The following is a 15,583-nucleotide window of genomic DNA, read 5'->3' as shown; positions in this document are numbered from 1 at the left end:
CGACCCGTCAAGGAAACGTTAAAGATTAGGTAAGGTAACGAAGTGTCGCCGGCTGGATGAGCGATCCGGCGTGAAGGCGCTAGGGAAGGATCGGCCACTGACTGTCCACCAGCTCAACGAACTCCTGCTCATCTGCTCGCTCGTTCTGCTCATCGCCGTCGCGGCGGTACGCATCTCGTCCCGCAGTGGGCTCCCCAGCCTGCTGCTGTATCTCGGGATCGGGATCGCGATCGGGCAGGACGGCATCTTCGACGTCAGGTTCGACGACGCCGGACTGACGCAGGTGATCGGCTATGCCGCACTTGTGGTGATCCTGGCCGAGGGCGGCCTGGCCACCAAGTGGAAGGAGATCAAACCCGCGTTGCCCGCGGCGGTCGTGCTGTCGACCGTCGGCGTCGCGGTGAGTGTGGGCATCACGGCGGCCGGAGCGCACTATCTGGTCGGGCTCGAGTGGCGGCAGGCGCTCATCATCGGCGCGGTCGTGTCCTCGACGGACGCCGCGGCGGTCTTCTCCGTACTGCGCAAGGTGCCGCTGCCGTCCCGGGTGACCGGTGTGCTGGAGGCCGAGTCGGGCTTCAACGACGCCCCTGTGGTGATCCTGGTGGTGGCCTTCTCGACGCCAGGTCCGGTCGACGACTGGTACGTACTGGTCGGGAAGATCGCGCTGGAGCTGGCGATCGGCGCGAGCATCGGCCTCGCGACGGGCTGGCTGGGCGCGTTCGGGCTGCGGCATGTGGCGCTGCCCGCCTCGGGTCTGTACCCGATCGCGGTAATGGCGATCGCGGTGGTGGCGTACGCGGCCGGCGCCATGGCGCACGGCAGTGGCTTCCTCGCCGTCTATCTCGCCTCGATGGTGCTCGGGAACTCCAAGCTGCCGCACGCGCCGGCGAACCGCGGATTCGCGGAGGGCCTCGGCTGGATCGCGCAGATCGGCATGTTCGTGCTGCTCGGTCTGCTGGTGACGCCGCACGAGCTGCTCGACGACTTCTGGCCCGCGGTCGTGGTGGGTCTGGTGCTGACCATGGTGGCGCGGCCGCTGGAGGTCTTCGTCAGCCTGCTGCCCTTCCGTATTCCGTGGCAGGAGCAGGTGCTGTTGTCGTGGGCGGGACTGCGCGGCGCCGTCCCCATCATTCTCGCCACCATCCCGCTGGTCACCTCCATCGACGGGAGCGACCGGGTCTTCAACATCGTCTTCGTCCTGGTCGTCGTCTACACCCTGGTCCAGGGACCGACGCTGCCCTGGCTGGCGAAGGCACTGCGGCTCGGCGGCACGTCCGACGCCGCCGATCTGGGCATCGAGTCGGCGCCGCTGGAGCGGCTGCGCGGGCACCTGCTGTCGGTGGCGATCCCGAAGGGATCGAGGATGCACGGCGTGGAGGTCGCGGAGCTGCGGCTGCCCGCGGGCGCCGCGGTCACCCTGGTCGTACGCGACGGGAAGAGCTTCGTACCGCTGCCGTCCACCGTGCTGCGGCGGGGTGACGAGCTGCTGGTGGTGGCGACGGATCCGGTGCGGGACGCCGCGGAGCGGCGACTGCGGGCGGTCGGACAGGGCGGAAAGCTGGCCGGCTGGCTGGGAACGGGCGGAACCACCGGAGGAAGATCCACGGGAAGATCCGGTTAATCACAGGCGATCTTGGAATGTGTGAGCTATTTCCCAGGTACGAATCGAAGATTCCCTGTAGCATCAAGGCACACTGATCGACCAACTCTGCCTGACGCAGAGCTGGCGCGACCGTATGGCGGCCGCGGAGCCCTCGCAGTGGGCCCCGGTATCTACCGCAGTTCAGCGCAAGAGGACAGCTCTCGGCGGCTCACGTGCGTCTCGTACCACAAGTACGACGCGTACCAGGGGAGCGCTACCAGGCGGCAGAAAGGCACGGACCGTGGCATCCACGGTCAACCACCGTCCTGGATACGGGCAGCTCCTGCGCACACCCGGCGCCTGGACATTCCTGCTCCCCGGCTTCCTGGCGCGGCAGCCCTTCGCGATGCTGACCATCGGCATCGTCCTGCTGGTGCAGCAAACCACCGGTTCGTACGGCAGCGCCGGCGCCGTCGCCGCCTTCACCGGTGTCTCCATGGCGCTCTTCGCGCCGCAGAGCGGCAAGCTCGCGGACCGTTTCGGACAGCGGGCCGTACTGCTGCCCGGCGTGCTGGTGCACGCCGCTTCCGTGTCCGCGCTGACGGCGCTCGCGCTGGCGCACGCGCCCCTGTGGGCGCTGTTCGTCGCGGCCGTGCCCACGGGTGCTTCCGTACCGCAGGTCGGGCCGATGGTGCGAGCCCGCTGGGCGGCCAAGCTGGAGGGTTCGCCGCTGATGTCGACGGCGGCCGCCTTCGAATCCGTGACGGACGAGTTCACCTTCGTCGTCGGACCTGTGCTCGCGACCGCCCTGTGCACCGGGTTGCACCCGGCGGCCGGACTGATCGCCGAGGCGACACTGACGCTCGCCGGCGGTCTGCTCTTCGCCGCCCAGAGCGGCACGCAGCCTGCGGTACGCCCCAAGGCGACGGCCGCCGAACCGCACGCGTCCGCGCTCTCCGCCCCGGGAGTGCGGGTGCTGGCCGTGGCCTTCCTCGGCATCGGTTCGGTCTTCGGTGGAATGCAGGTCTCGCTGACCGCCTTCGCCGAGGAGATCGGCAACCCCGGCGCCAACGGACTGCTGTACGGAATCTTCGCGGCCGGCAACATGCTGGCCGGCATCGCCTGCGGTGCCATCGCCTGGAAGAGCGGGCCGCGGCGGCGGCTGGTGCTCGGCTACGCCGGGCTGACACTGGCGGCCTCCGCGCTGTGGGCGGTGCACTCCGTGGCGCTGCTCGCGGGGCTGGGACTGCTGGTCGGCCTCTGCATCGCGCCCGCCCTGATCAGCGGCTACACGCTGGTCGAGTCGCTGGTGCCGGCCTCGGCCCGTACCGAGGCCTTCACCTGGCTGACGGGCGCCGTGGCGCTCGGTCAGGCGGCGGCCGTGACGGTGGCCGGGCGGCTGGCCGACGAGAACGGCGCGAGCGCCGGATTCGTGGTACCGCTGGTGGGCACGTTGCTGGCGCTGGTCACCCTGGTTTCGCTCCGCTCGCGGCTCTCGCCGAAGGCTGCGGGGCGGATCGCGGCGCGTGGGATGAGTCACCGCGTGCCGCTGACGGTGGACTGATCCAGCGGAATACGTCACTATGGACCGTCGTTAGCACTCATTGAGTGAGAGTGCCAGGAGGAAGACAAGTGCCGACCTACCAGTATCAGTGCACCGCATGTGGCGAGGGCCTCGAGGCGGTGCAGAAGTTCACCGATGACGCCCTGACCGTGTGCCCCGGCTGTGATGGACGCCTGAAGAAGGTGTTCTCGGCGGTGGGCATTGTCTTCAAGGGATCCGGTTTCTACCGGAACGACAGCCGTGGTGCGTCCTCGAGCAGCTCGTCCGCGTCGACGTCATCGTCGCCGGCGTCCGCGTCGTCGTCCACGAGCGCGAAGTCGTCGGACTCGAAGCCTGCCGCTTCTTCTTCCTCGACGTCGGCTTCCTCTTCGTCGGGCTCGTCCTCGAGCTCCAGCGGCAGCTCCGCCGCCTGACACAGTTCGGCCGCCTGACGCCTGCTTTTCCGGACCCTGCCGTTGTGTACGGCGGGGTCCTTGGCGTTTTCGCGTACGGATAGTGTGATCGCCATGGCGACGAATGCGACCAACGCGAACGCAGAGATCGGCGTGATCGGCGGCTCGGGCTTCTACTCCTTCCTGGAGGACGTCACCGAGATCCAGGTGGACACCCCGTACGGCAGTCCCAGCGACTCACTGCTCCTCGGCGAGATCGCCGGGCGGCGGGTCGCCTTCCTGCCCAGGCACGGACGCGGCCACCATCTGCCGCCGCACCGCATCAACTACCGCGCCAATCTGTGGGCGCTCCGGTCGGTGGGCGCGGGGCAGGTGCTGGGGCCGTGCGCGGTGGGCGGGCTGCGGCCGGAGTACGGTCCCGGGACGCTGCTCGTGCCCGACCAGTTCGTGGACCGCACGAAGGCACGTGCGCAGACGTACTACGACGGTCTGCCGTTGCCGGACGGGACGATTCCGAACGTGGTGCATGTGTCGCCCGCCGATCCCTACTGCCCGGATGGGCGCAAGACGGTGCTCGCGGCCGCGCGCGGGCGGGACTGGGAGCCGGTGGACGGGGGGACGCTGGTGGTGGTCGAGGGGCCGCGCTTCTCCACCAGGGCGGAGTCGCAGTGGCATGCGGCGATGGGCTGGTCGGTGGTCGGCATGACCGGGCACCCGGAGGCGGTGCTCGCCCGTGAGCTGGGGCTCTGCTACACGTCGATGACGCTGGTGACGGACCTGGACGCGGGGGCCGAGACGGGTGAGGGCGTCTCGCAGGGAGACGTGATGAAGGTCTTCGCCGCAAGTGTCGACAGGCTGCGCGCGGTGCTCTTCGACGCGGTTGCGGGGTTGCCGGCGGGTGAGACGCGTGACTGTATCTGTTCGCATGCGCTGGACGGCATCGACACGGGGCTTCAGCTGCCGTAGACCTTCGGCCCGATGCGGTGAACCCTCCTGCGGGTGAGGGAGTTGTCCACAACGCCGGGGTCGTCCACAGGCGTCGGCGGGATACGCGCGGAGAGTGGATCGTGAGGAGTGGTCAGTCCAACTCCACTCCTCACGGCAGGCGGTGTGTGTCATGTCGCTTCCCCCTCCTTCTCTCCCTCCCCTCCCTTCCCCTCTGTCCGCTCTCCCTTCTTCTTCCCTCCCTTCTCCGCTCCCTCCTCTCTCTTCTTCCCCGGCGCCGGAGCTGCTCGGCGTGCCGCCGTTCGCCCCGCTGCGGGTGCGCGGTGGGGCGCACCGCTTGCGGCGGGCAGTGCTCCGGCGGCGACGTGCGATGGCGGCGGGGCTCGCCATGACGGCGGCGGCGCTTGCCGCTTCGGGTGCGCGTGGAGCGGATGGTGGCGGCGCCGAGGCGTTGGCTGCCGCGCCGCAGCGTGAGCGGCGGCCCGCCGCGGCGATGGTGTCCGCTCCGGTGCGTATCGCGGATGCCGCCACGGTCCGGCTGCTGCGCCCGGGAGACCGGGTGGATGTGATCGCTGCGGCCAACTCCCCTGTGGGGGAAGGCACTGCGGCGCGGGTGGTGGCATCGGGCGCCCGAGTGACCGGAGTTCCGGCGTTGCGCGGGGCTTCTCCGGACGGCGGTGCGCTGGTTGTCCTGTCTGTGCCGCGCGCCACCGCCGCGGCCCTGGCAGGCGCGGGAGCGACATCGCGACTGGCAGTGACGGTGTGCTGACTCGGATCCGGCGCCTCCGTGGTGCTGACGTACCGTCAGGCACTTTCTTCGCGTGTGCGGACTGGACAGCGCGGCTACACGCTGACGTAGGTTTCGGAGCGTTTGGCTCCGTGTCCTGCACATGCGAAGAGAGGCTCAGTGGTGAGCGAGAAGAAGGTCAGCGTCCTGGAGGGCTTCAAGGCCTTCCTGATGCGCGGCAATGTCATCGACCTGGCCGTCGCCGTGGTCATCGGCGCGGCGTTCACCCAGATCGTGAATGCCGTGGTGAAGGGCGTCATCAATCCGCTGGTAGGCGCGTTCGGCACCAAGGATCTCGACTCCTACAGCTCCTGTCTGAAGGGCACCTGCAAGGTGGTGCACGGCGAGGTGGACGGCATCAGGATCATGTGGGGGTCCGTGCTCGGCGCCACGCTCACCTTCCTGATCACCGCGACCGTCGTCTACTTCCTGATGGTGCTGCCCATGTCCAAGTACCTGGCCAGGCGGGCCGCCCGGGATGCTGCCAAGGATGGCGCGAAGGAAGTGATCGAGCTGACCGAGCTCGAGGTCCTGAAGGAGATCAGGGACGCGATCGTGGCACAGCGCGGCTCGGGCCGCGACCAGTAGCGACGGCTCAGATGTGGTGCGGCGGCTTCTCGTCGAGGAAGCGCGCCAGCTCGGCGGCGCTGTCGCCGCTCGCGAGAGGCCGCTCGCCCCACCCACGGTCCGTATCGTCCGCGGATTGCTGGTCCAGCGGATCGTCGAAGATCAGCTTCGGTTTTGGGGACTGCTGCCGCGGCTGCTCCGCATCACGCGGTCCGGGGGCGGGGGCGGTGCTCATACGTCCAGGGTACGGCGGCGAGTACAGGTGCGGGTACGGCGGCGGGCGACCTGGACGCCGGGGCGGATACGGCGGCGGCAACCTGGACGCCGCGGTGGATACGGCGGCGGGCACGGCGGCAGGTACGGCTACGGCGACCTGGACGCCGGGGCGGGTACGGCGGCGGACGACCTGGACGCCGGGGCGGGTCGGACCCGCGGGTGGCCCGGCCCGCGGCTGTGCGCGTCTCGCCCGCCCAGCAGCTCACCCTCTGCTGTGCTTGCCGCATGACTCATACGCCCGGCGCCGACCGTCCAGTGACCCCGTCGAGCATCCTGCGCCCGCTGGTCGCCCGCCGCCGCGACGAGGAACACCGCGCCGCCACCCCGCTCGAGCTCTTCTTCGACCTCTGCTTCGTCGTGGCAATCGCCCAGGCCGGTGTGCAGCTGGTGCACGCCGTCGCCGAGGGACACACGGCGGACGGCATTCTCAGCTATGTGCTGGTCTTCTTCGCCATCTGGTGGGCGTGGATGAACTTCACCTGGTTCGCTTCGGCGTACGACAACGACGACGCTCTGTACCGGGTGGTGACCCTCGTCCAGATCGCGGGAGCACTGATCCTGGCGGCCGGCGTCTCCCAGGCCTTCCAGGACCACGATTTCCTGGTCGTCTGGCTCGGCTATCTGGTGATGCGCCTCGCGCTGACCACGCAGTGGCTGCGCGCCGCCCGTGCCGCGTCCGGCGCCGAGCGGACCATGGCCCTGCGGTACGCGGGCGGCGTGATCCTCTGCCAGGGCGGATGGACCGCCCTGCCGTTCGCGCCCGAGCCGGCCCGCGGCTGGATCTTCCTGGTGATGGCGATCGCCGAGATGTGCGTACCGGTGTACGCCGAGAGAGACTTCCACACCAACTGGCACCCGCACCACATCGCCGAGCGCTACGGCCTGTTCACCATCATCGTGCTCGGCGAGACGATCGCGGCGGCCACCGGCGCCGTGAAGTCCGGAATCGACGAGAACGACGCGCTGGGCGAGGTGCTGCCGATCGCCGCAGGCGGCCTGCTGATCGTCTTCGCCGCCTGGTGGATCTACTTCGTCGTCCCGGCCCATGACCGACTGGCCTCCAACAAGCAGGGATTCCTCTGGGGTTACGGCCACTACGGGATCTTCGCCTCGGCCGCCGCGATCGGCGCGGGCATCGAGGTCGCGGTCGAGGCAGCCGTGGGCAAGACGCATATCTCCACCACCGCGGCATCAGCCGCGGTCACCATCCCGTCCGCCGTCTTCATACTGCTGGTGTGGGGACTCCACTCGCGCTACTTCAAGGTGGGGATCGCCCAGCAGCTCATCCTTCCCGTCGCCGCGCTGGCGACCCTGCTCTGTACGTTCGCCGGGGAGTGGGCGGTCCTGGCGGCCGGGGCCGTGGCGGCGGCGGCGACCGCGGCCGGCGTCACGCTCACCGCCAGGATGGCGGCCGGGTCGTGAGCGACGCCATGGCCGGGACGTAGCCGTGGCCGGGGCGCTGAGCCAAGTCCCGTGGTACGCATGGGCTTCATGGCAACAAATGACGCACCGACGGGCGGGACGACAGACGGGCCGAGGGACAGGCCGACGGACGGACAGGCCGACGGGCTCACGGACAGGCTCACGGGCGGCCTGACCGATGTGGCCGGCCTCCGGGTCGGCCACGCGCGCGTGCCGGGCGACCGCGCGCTCAGCGGCACCACCGTCGTCCTCGCACCCGAGGGCGGGGCCGTCGCCGCCGTCGACGTACGCGGCGGAGGCCCGGGCACCCGGGAGACCGACGCCCTCGACCCCCGCAACCTGGTCCAGCGCATCGAGGCCGTCGTACTGACCGGCGGCAGCGCGTACGGGCTCGACTCCGCCGCCGGAGTGATGGCCTGGCTGGAGGAGCAGGGCCGCGGTGTACGGGTCGGGCCCGAGCCCCACCATGTCGTGCCGGTCGTGCCCGCGGCCTGCGTCTTCGACCTGGGGCGCGGCGGCGACTGGCAGGCTCGCCCGGACGCCTCGACCGGGCGCGCGGCGGTGGAGGCGGCGGCCGCCACCGAGAGCGGCGCACCGGTCGAGGAGGGCGCTGTGGGCGCCGGTACCGGAGCGGTGGTGGGACGGCTGAAGGGTGGGCTCGGCACGGCCAGTACCGTCTTCGGCTCCGGGGTCACGGTCGCCGCGCTGGTGGTCGCGAACGCCGCGGGTTCGGTGATCGACCCGCTGACCGGTGCGCTGTACGGCCAGTACTTCGAGGGCCGCGTCGATTACCCGCCGACCGAGGTCCACACGGCGGCGTGGCAGCGGCTGGACGAGACGGGCCGCGCAAGCGGATGGCCTCCGCTGCCGCCGCTGAACACCACCCTCGCCGTCGTCGCGACCGACGCCGATCTCAACCGTGCCCAGGCCCAGAAGCTCGCGGGCACGGCGCACGACGGCATCGCACGCGCCGTACGCCCCGTCCACCTCCTCAACGACGGCGACACCGTCTTCACGCTCGCCACCGGCGCCGTCCCGCTCGACGCCACCAACCCCCTCGCCCTCAACGAGGTGCTCGCGGCGGGCGCGGACGTGGTGACCCGGGCGATCGTGCGGGCGGTTCTCGCGGCCCGGGGCGTCGACGGGCCCGGCGGCACCTTCCCTTCGTACCGGGATCTGTACGACATCGACTGACGTACAGGACAGCCGTGTTGACCGGGAGGACGGGAACTTCCCGCGTACTCCCCTTCGTTTTCCCGAACGCAGGACACGTTGTCAGACCCAGGGGCTACGTTTAGCAATCACCAAGTGACTTGCGGCGACGGCCTGGAGACCCACCTTGAACGATCCGTACGAGACAACCGAGATGCAGCTCGAGCGACTCCTGGGTCGGGCGCTCAACTCCTTCGATCTGCCCGACACGACAGTCGAGCGGCTCGAATCCGCGCTGGCCCATGCCAGTTCGCTGCATTCGTCGCACCACAGTGCGGCCCTGCACCGTGCCACGTACCGGCATGCCTATCTGCTGAGCGACGGCACCTCCCTGGTCCTGTGGGAGCTGGTGCACAACACCGGTCGCGACGGCGCCGAGCAGCACGAGCTCTACACCGAGGAGTCCGAGGTCCGCCTCGCCGCGTCGCGGCTGCCCGCCGGTTTCCCGGGCTTCGCCGGGCCCACGGACACCGGCCGGGACTCCGACGTCGAAGACGACGACCTCGACGCCGATCTGGAACTGCTCACCTCGCTGATGTCCGCGCCCCCTGCCCCGCTCCCCCGGATGTACGTCCCAGACGACTCCGCGGACCACGCGCGCCGCGTGCTGCGCCGCGCGGAGAACGCCGACCGGCCGGGCGAGGAGACCGCGCGCCTGCTGCGGGCCGCTTTCGCCCACCACATCACGCAGGTCTTCGGCCGCCAGTGCCGGGTGGAGGGGAAGGACGCGGGCTTCACACTGTACGAGCACGCGTTCCTGCTGCTCGACGGCACCGAGACAAGCCTGTGGGAGGTGGAGCACACGGCGACGCCCGACGGCCGCCATATGTGCGAGGTGTACGCCGCGGAGCACATAGCGCGCGAGGCGATGGAGCTGCGCGCGAGCGTGCGGTGAACCGGCGTGCGGTGAGCGTCCGCCCAACGGCCGGAGGGGACGAGGCCTGCCCCTTGGCCAAACCCTGTCTCTGATCTTGGTCAAGATCACGCCAAGCCGGCCCTCTGCCCACATTCACTCCATAAACTCCGGCCCGTCTTTGCGGCGAACGACCGCTCGGGGGAATGGAGTTCAACCATGGCTGAATCCGGCAAACGAGGAAACATCCTTCTGACCTGGGGACCTACGATCCTGTTCGGCGTTCTGCTGCCATGGATCACGTACGGAATGCTGATCGACCACGGCATCCACGAGGTCCCCGCCCTGCTGCTCATCTCCTGCTGGCCACTGGTTGAGCTGACGATCTACTTCGCCATGAAGCGGCGCGTGGACGAGTTCAGCATGCTGATCCTGATCACTCTGCTGCTGGGAGCGGTCAGCGCCCTCGCGTACAACAGCGCGAAGCTGCTCTTCCTCAAGGACTCCGCGCTGACCGGGCTGCTCGGGCTTGCCTTCCTCGTCAGCCTCACGCTCAAGCGGCCGCTGATCTTCTACTTCGGCCGCAAGTTCGGCACGGACGGTACGCCTGAGGGCATCGCCGACTGGAACGCGATGTGGGACAAGTACCCGGGCTTCCGTACCGGCCAGCGGCGGTTGACCATCGTCTGGGGCGTGACGTTCCTGGCCGAGGCGGGCGTGAAGGCCGGGCTGGTCTACGTACTGGACACGGAGACGATGGTCGGGGTCTCCAACGTGCTGCCGATCGTCATCCTGGCGGGCCTGATGGTGTACACGATCCGGGCCGGGAAGCAGGGCCGCGCGCGCCGCGAGGCGGCGGAGGCGGAAGCGGCGGCTGAAGCGGAAGCGGCAGGAGCGGCAGGAGCGGCAGCCCAGGCTCGGGCCTGAACCGTCGCTCGTCCGTTGCCAGTTGTCAGTTGTCCGTCGTCTGTCGCCCCGACGTCCCTCAGGCCGCGACGGGGACCTTCGCCTCTTCGGCGGCGGAGGTCCCGGTGACGGCAGCCTCCGTCTCCGTCCTGCCCATCCCCTTGGGCAGGATCAAGAGTCCGGCGCTCACCACCGTGCCGGCCGCGATCGCCAGCAGATACAGGAACGGGCTGCCGATCAGGTATCCGGGCATGCGGCGGACACATTCGGGCCCTGACCCGCGGCCGGGCAAGGCCCGACGACGCAGCGAGGCTCGGCCCGGGACATGTCCCGGGCCGAGCCTCGTCGTACACCTTGGCCGCGTCAGTGCGAGAGCACGGGCTCCAGGTCCACCGGGCCCTCGGTCTCCGTCTCCGCGTCCGCCCCCTCCACATGCTGCTTCGGCCGCGCTGGCAGCGCGAACATCACCAGGAAGATCACGACCAGCACCGCCACCACCCACCACAGCGAGTTCTGGAACGCGTCCGCGAAGGCGTTGCCCACCGCGCTCGGCGCGATCCGGTCGTCGATCGACCCGAAGAAGACCACCGAGACCAGGCCGAGCCCGAGTGCATTGCCCATCTGCTGCGTCGTGTTGATCAGCCCGGACGCCGAGCCCGAGTGCTCACGCGGCACGTCCGACAGAACCGCGTCCGTCAGCGGTGCCACGATCAGGCCCATCCCGACGCCCATCACCACGAGCGGCAGGCTCATCTGCCAGGAATGGATCGCCGTGCCGTACCGCCCGGCCTCCCAGATGTAGAGCAGCAGCCCTGCGGCCATCGTCACCGCGCCCCCCTGGAGCACCTTCCGGCCGAAGCGCGGCACCAGCTTCTGTACGGATATCCCGGCTGCCGCGGACACGGCGATCGAGAACGGGACACCGGTCAGGCCCGCCCGCAGCGGGCTCCAGCCGAGACCGATCTGCATGTACAGCGTCCAGACCAGGAAGAAGATCCCGCAGGCGATACCGAAGGTGAGCTGCACGGCGATACCGGCGGCGAAGCTCTTCACCCTGAACAGCGAGAGCTCGACCAACGGGGAGCCGTCCTTGCGGGTCTTCTTCTTCTCGTACGCCACGAAGGCGGCGAAGACGACCAGGCTGCCGGCCATGCACAGATGGCCCCAGAGCGGCCAGCCCAGCTCACGCCCGCGGGTCAGCGGATAGATCAGCATCAGCAGTCCGAGCGTGACCAGCGCGACGCCGACCAGGTCGAGCTTGAGCGCCTTCGGGGCGCGGGACTCGGTGATGAACTTCCGGCCCAGGATCAGACCGGCGATGCCCACCGGCAGGTTGATCAGGAAGATCGGGCGCCACTCGAGACCGAAGAGGTTCCACTGGGTCAGCAGCGCGCCGAGCAGCGGTCCGGACACCGCGCCGAGGCCGATGATCGCGCCGAACATGCCGAAGACCTTGCCGCGTTCGTGCGCCGGGAAGGTGACATGGATGATCGCGAGCACCTGCGGCACCATCATCGCGGCCGTCGCGCCCTGCAGCAGACGGGAGGCGACCAGCATCTCCTCGTTCGCCGCGAAACCGCAGAGCGCGGAGGCGAGCGTGAAGCCGGAGATGCCGATCAGGAAGAGGCGCTTGCGGCCGTAGATGTCACCGAGCCGGCCACCCGTGATCAGACCGGCGGCGAAGGCGAGCGCGTATCCGGCGGTGATCCACTGGATCGCGCCGAACGAGGCGCCGAGGTCCCGCTGCATGCTCGGGATCGCGATGTTGACGATGGTGACGTCGACCAGGTCCATGAAGGCCGCGGTCATGACGATGGCGAGCGCGATCCAGCGACGACGGTCTGATGCCGTATCCGGTACGGCGGGCTGTGAACTCATAACGGTGAATCTAGAGTGGATATAGGTCAGCCCATGTCCTAGATAGCGGGCATTCTGAAGAACATGACGGACACTCCGGCACGACTCCTGAATCTGCTCTCCCTTCTCCAGACTCCGCGCGAGTGGCCGGGCAGCGAGCTCGCCGAGCGCCTCGAGGTGAGTCCGCGCACGATCCGGCGCGACATCGACCGGCTGCGGGACCTCGGCTATCCGGTCGAGGCGACGAAGGGGGCGGTCGGCGGGTATCGCCTGGTCGCGGGCGCGGCGATGCCTCCGCTGCTGCTCGACGACGAGGAGGCGGTGGCGATCGCGGTGGGCCTGCGGGCGGGGGCCGGCCATGCCATCGAGGGCATCGAGGAAGCTTCCGTACGGGCTCTGGCCAAGCTGGAACAGGTGCTTCCGTCGCGACTGCGGCACCGGGTCACCACGCTCCAGGCGGCGACGATCCCGCTCACCCGGGGCGACGGCGCGACGATCGACCCGCAGACTCTGACCGTCATCGCGGGCACGGCGACCGGGCGCGAGCGCCTCCGCTTCGGCTACCGCGCGGGTGACGGGACCGAGACCAAACGGCAGGTCGAGCCGTACCGGCTCGTCTCGACGGGCCGTCGCTGGTATCTCGTCGCGTACGACATCGAGCGGGACGACTGGCGGACGTTCCGGGTCGACCGGGTCTCGGAACCCTTTGCCACGGGGGCGCGCTTTGTGCCGCGGGAGCTGCCGACGGGGGATGCGGCGAAGCTGCTCGGGCACTCGATGTCGCGGCAGCCGGAGTACGACATCGACGTGAGCTTCGAGGCGCCGGCGGCGTTTGTGGCGGCGCGGCTCCCGGAACATCTGGGCGCGCCGGTGCCGACGGGCGAGGAGACGTGCAGGCTGCGGGCGCGGTCCGCGGACTCGGTGGAGTGGCTGGCGCTCCGACTGGCCCTGGTGGACTGCGAGTTCACGGTCCATGGCCCGGGACGGCTGTCGGAGTACGTAACGGACCTGGCCGCGCGCCTGAGCCGCGCGGCACGGTGAGCCTCTGCTTGTGGCCCGGGGCGCGGGGTGCGGGGGTCTTGTGGCCCGGGCCCGGGGTCGTCCGGTCTTGCCCGGTGCGGGTTGCCTCCGGCGGGGTGCGGGTGCTTGTTGCCCGGGCTGCGGGGTGCGGGTTCTTGTCGGGTGCGGTCTCCGGTGCCCCTCCGGGCTCGACTCCTCGGGGTCGGCGGCGTCCAGGCTCTTGGTGCGTGACCCCGGCTTTGCCGCCAATCCCCCCACGGTTCGCCGGAGGAAACCACCCACGGAGAGCAACCACCAACGCCCCCGGCCCACGCTCCCACGTAACCCTCCCCCCGGCAGGGGGTCCGGGGGCACAGCCCCCCGTTCGGGAAGGGGCGGGATAGGGGAAACACTCCCCGGTCACCGGACAAGGGCCTCCGCCCGGGGTGACCCGGGCAGAGAAGGACCCCGGCACCGGGGGGGAAGGTACCGGGGTCCGCTTTAGGGGCGGTTACGCCGCCGCGTCGAAGCCCGTGTCGCGGGCCATCCGCTTCAGCTCCAGCAGCGCGTGCTTCTCGATCTGGCGGATTCGCTCGCGCGTCAGGCCGTGCTCCTTGCCGACCTCCGTCAGCGTGCGCTCCCGCCCGTCCTCGATGCCGTACCGCATCCGGATGATCGACGCCGTACGGTGGTCGAGCCTGCCGATCAGGTCGTCCAGCCCCTCGCTGCGCAGCAGCGTGAGCACCGACTGCTCGGGCGACACCGCCGAGGTGTCCTCCAGCAGGTCACCGAACTGCGTCTCGCCCGCGTCGTCCACCGCCATGTTCAGGCTGACCGGGTCGCGCGCCCAGTCCAGGACATCCCTGACCCGCTCCGGCGTCGAGGCGAGCTCCTTCGCGACCTCGGCCGCCTCCGGCTCGCGGCCGTTCTCGCGGTTGAACTCGCGCTGGACTCGGCGGATGCGTCCGAGCTCCTCCACCAGATGGACAGGGAGCCGGATCGTGCGGGACTGGTCGGCTATGGAGCGGGTGATCGCCTGGCGGATCCACCAGGTCGCGTACGTCGAGAACTTGAAGCCCTTGGCGTAGTCGAACTTCTCCACCGCGCGCACCAGGCCGGCGTTGCCCTCCTGGATCAGGTCGAGCAGCGGCAGACCACTGCGCGGATAGCGTCGCGCGACGGCCACCACGAGCCGGAGGTTGGAGCGGATGAAGATGTCCTTCGCGCGCTCGCCTTCGGCGACCAGCGCCTCGAGCTCCTCGCGCGTGGCACCGCCGGCATCGCTCTCCACCTCTTTGTCGAGGATCTGGCGCGCGTACACACCGGCCTCGATGGTCTGGGACAGTTCGACTTCCTTGGCGGCGTCGAGCAGCGGCGTACGCGCGATCTCATCGAGGTACATGCCGACCAGGTCGCGGTCGGCGATCTCCCCGCCCACGGCGCGAACGCTGCTTGCCCGGCCGGTCCCACTGGAGTCGGACTGACGACGGGCGACGGCACGGGTTGCCATGCGAGCTCCCTTGCTGAGTAGGTCGCGACACCCTTCCGGGTGCCCTGCATCCGATGGAAACAACGACTGGAATCGGGACAGAATTCCCAGGCGGCCCATCATTTTCGTGATCATGCAGTACCCTGTCCCGTCACCCGGGGAGGACGAATGCCGCAGGGACGTACAGAGGTGCAGGTCAGCGCGGGCACGGAAGCCGATCTCGACGCCCTCACCGAGCTTTACAACCACTACGTACGCGAGACGGCGATCACGTTCGACACGGCCGTCTTCACGCCCGAGCAGCGCCGCCCCTGGCTGCACTCCCACCCCGAAGACGGCCCACACCGTCTTTTGGTTGCTCGGGATGTCCGTTCTGCCCTCATTCTCGGCTACGCGACAAGCAGCCCTTTCCGCCCCAAGGCCGCGTACTCCACCTCCGTCGAGGTCAGCGTCTACTGCACCCCCGAGGCGGCGGGCCGCGGCATCGGCACCCTGCTCTACAAATCGCTGTTCGAGGCTCTGGACGGCGAAGACCTGCACCGCGCGTACGCCGGGATCGCCCTGCCGAACGAGGCCTCGACCCGCCTGCACACCCGCTTCGGCTTCCGCCGCATCGGGACGTACGAGCAGGTGGGCAGGAAGTTCGGGAAGTACTGGGACGTGGCCTGGTACGAGAAGAAGCTGGGCCTGGAGGGGTAGGCCGTCAAACGGCTTGGGCCGAGCCGCACTGGG

At 69.6% G+C, this 15,583-nt stretch carries 16 protein-coding genes; 12 read left to right on the top strand and 4 right to left on the bottom strand.

Annotated features, from left to right (window positions below):
• Nucleotides 1-70 precede the first annotated feature (70 nt).
• The 6 genes from AB0D12_RS16200 (at nucleotide 71) to mscL (ending at nucleotide 5,858) form a co-directional block, all read left to right on the top strand.
• Nucleotides 71-1,621: a potassium/proton antiporter gene (locus AB0D12_RS16200; protein WP_362682219.1), complete on the top strand. Its 1,551-nt coding sequence runs from the start codon at nucleotides 71-73 to the stop codon at nucleotides 1,619-1,621.
• A 262-nt stretch (nucleotides 1,622-1,883) separates the two neighbouring features.
• Nucleotides 1,884-3,146 carry an MFS transporter gene (locus AB0D12_RS16195; protein WP_362682216.1) on the top strand — a complete coding sequence of 421 codons (1,263 nt, stop codon included), beginning with the start codon at nucleotides 1,884-1,886 and terminating at the stop codon, nucleotides 3,144-3,146.
• Between the two features lie 68 nt (nucleotides 3,147-3,214).
• Entirely contained in the window at nucleotides 3,215-3,559 is a 345-nt protein-coding gene (locus tag AB0D12_RS16190; protein WP_362682213.1) for an FmdB family zinc ribbon protein, read from the top strand.
• Between the two features lie 93 nt (nucleotides 3,560-3,652).
• Nucleotides 3,653-4,504: an S-methyl-5'-thioadenosine phosphorylase gene (locus AB0D12_RS16185; protein WP_362682210.1), complete on the top strand. Its 852-nt coding sequence runs from the start codon at nucleotides 3,653-3,655 to the stop codon at nucleotides 4,502-4,504.
• Nucleotides 4,505-4,775: 271 nt separating this feature from the next.
• The gene (locus tag AB0D12_RS16180; RefSeq protein ID WP_362682207.1) at nucleotides 4,776-5,252 is read left to right on the top strand and encodes a hypothetical protein; all 477 of its coding nucleotides are present in this window, start codon (nucleotides 4,776-4,778) and stop codon (nucleotides 5,250-5,252) included.
• A 141-nt stretch (nucleotides 5,253-5,393) separates the two neighbouring features.
• Nucleotides 5,394-5,858 (top strand): large conductance mechanosensitive channel protein MscL, encoded by a 465-nt coding sequence (gene mscL / locus AB0D12_RS16175; RefSeq protein WP_362682204.1) that lies wholly within the window; start codon nucleotides 5,394-5,396, stop codon nucleotides 5,856-5,858.
• 7 nt (nucleotides 5,859-5,865) lie between these two features.
• Here the strand turns inward: mscL and AB0D12_RS16170 are convergent, their stop codons facing one another.
• A complete protein-coding gene (locus tag AB0D12_RS16170) occupies nucleotides 5,866-6,072 on the bottom strand; it encodes a hypothetical protein (RefSeq protein ID WP_362682201.1) in 207 nt (68 codons plus the stop codon).
• 266 nt (nucleotides 6,073-6,338) lie between these two features.
• Between AB0D12_RS16170 and AB0D12_RS16165 the strand changes: the two genes are divergently transcribed.
• The 4 genes from AB0D12_RS16165 to AB0D12_RS16150 all read left to right on the top strand — a co-directional run bounded on the left by AB0D12_RS16165 (nucleotide 6,339) and on the right by AB0D12_RS16150 (nucleotide 10,527).
• Nucleotides 6,339-7,535 carry a low temperature requirement protein A gene (locus AB0D12_RS16165; protein ID WP_362682198.1) on the top strand — a complete coding sequence of 399 codons (1,197 nt, stop codon included), beginning with the start codon at nucleotides 6,339-6,341 and terminating at the stop codon, nucleotides 7,533-7,535.
• A gap of 69 nt (nucleotides 7,536-7,604) precedes the next feature.
• Nucleotides 7,605-8,729 (top strand): P1 family peptidase, encoded by a 1,125-nt coding sequence (locus AB0D12_RS16160; protein ID WP_362682195.1) that lies wholly within the window; start codon nucleotides 7,605-7,607, stop codon nucleotides 8,727-8,729.
• 145 nt (nucleotides 8,730-8,874) lie between these two features.
• Nucleotides 8,875-9,642 carry a DUF6227 family protein gene (locus tag AB0D12_RS16155; protein WP_362682192.1) on the top strand — a complete coding sequence of 256 codons (768 nt, stop codon included), beginning with the start codon at nucleotides 8,875-8,877 and terminating at the stop codon, nucleotides 9,640-9,642.
• 177 nt (nucleotides 9,643-9,819) lie between these two features.
• Nucleotides 9,820-10,527, top strand: coding sequence for a VC0807 family protein (locus AB0D12_RS16150; protein ID WP_362682189.1), 708 nt, complete (start codon nucleotides 9,820-9,822; stop codon nucleotides 10,525-10,527).
• A 58-nt stretch (nucleotides 10,528-10,585) separates the two neighbouring features.
• On the opposite strand, the gene AB0D12_RS16145 is transcribed toward AB0D12_RS16150, so the two are convergent.
• Nucleotides 10,586-10,759 carry a hypothetical protein gene (locus AB0D12_RS16145; RefSeq protein ID WP_362682787.1) on the bottom strand — a complete coding sequence of 58 codons (174 nt, stop codon included), beginning with the start codon at nucleotides 10,757-10,759 and terminating at the stop codon, nucleotides 10,586-10,588.
• A gap of 110 nt (nucleotides 10,760-10,869) precedes the next feature.
• Entirely contained in the window at nucleotides 10,870-12,384 is a 1,515-nt protein-coding gene (locus AB0D12_RS16140) for an MFS transporter (protein ID WP_362682186.1), read from the bottom strand.
• Between the two features lie 63 nt (nucleotides 12,385-12,447).
• On the opposite strand from AB0D12_RS16140, the gene AB0D12_RS16135 reads away from it, so the two are divergent.
• Nucleotides 12,448-13,404, top strand: a complete 957-nt coding sequence (locus AB0D12_RS16135) for a transcriptional regulator (RefSeq protein WP_327324210.1) — start codon at nucleotides 12,448-12,450, stop codon at nucleotides 13,402-13,404.
• Nucleotides 13,405-13,873: 469 nt separating this feature from the next.
• Here AB0D12_RS16135 and AB0D12_RS16130 read toward each other — a convergent pair whose 3' ends face one another.
• Nucleotides 13,874-14,872 carry a sigma-70 family RNA polymerase sigma factor gene (locus AB0D12_RS16130; RefSeq protein WP_362682183.1) on the bottom strand — a complete coding sequence of 333 codons (999 nt, stop codon included), beginning with the start codon at nucleotides 14,870-14,872 and terminating at the stop codon, nucleotides 13,874-13,876.
• A 147-nt stretch (nucleotides 14,873-15,019) separates the two neighbouring features.
• Between AB0D12_RS16130 and AB0D12_RS16125 the strand changes: the two genes are divergently transcribed.
• Nucleotides 15,020-15,550 carry an N-acetyltransferase family protein gene (locus AB0D12_RS16125; protein WP_362682180.1) on the top strand — a complete coding sequence of 177 codons (531 nt, stop codon included), beginning with the start codon at nucleotides 15,020-15,022 and terminating at the stop codon, nucleotides 15,548-15,550.
• The last annotated feature ends 33 nt before the right edge of the window (nucleotides 15,551-15,583 follow it).

The organism is Streptomyces sp. NPDC048479, from assembly GCF_040651435.1.
Taxonomy (GTDB): Bacteria; Actinomycetota; Actinomycetes; order Streptomycetales; family Streptomycetaceae; genus Streptomyces.
The sequence above is the reverse complement of the archived record's forward strand: the minus strand, read 5'-3'. Positions and strand labels throughout refer to the sequence as shown.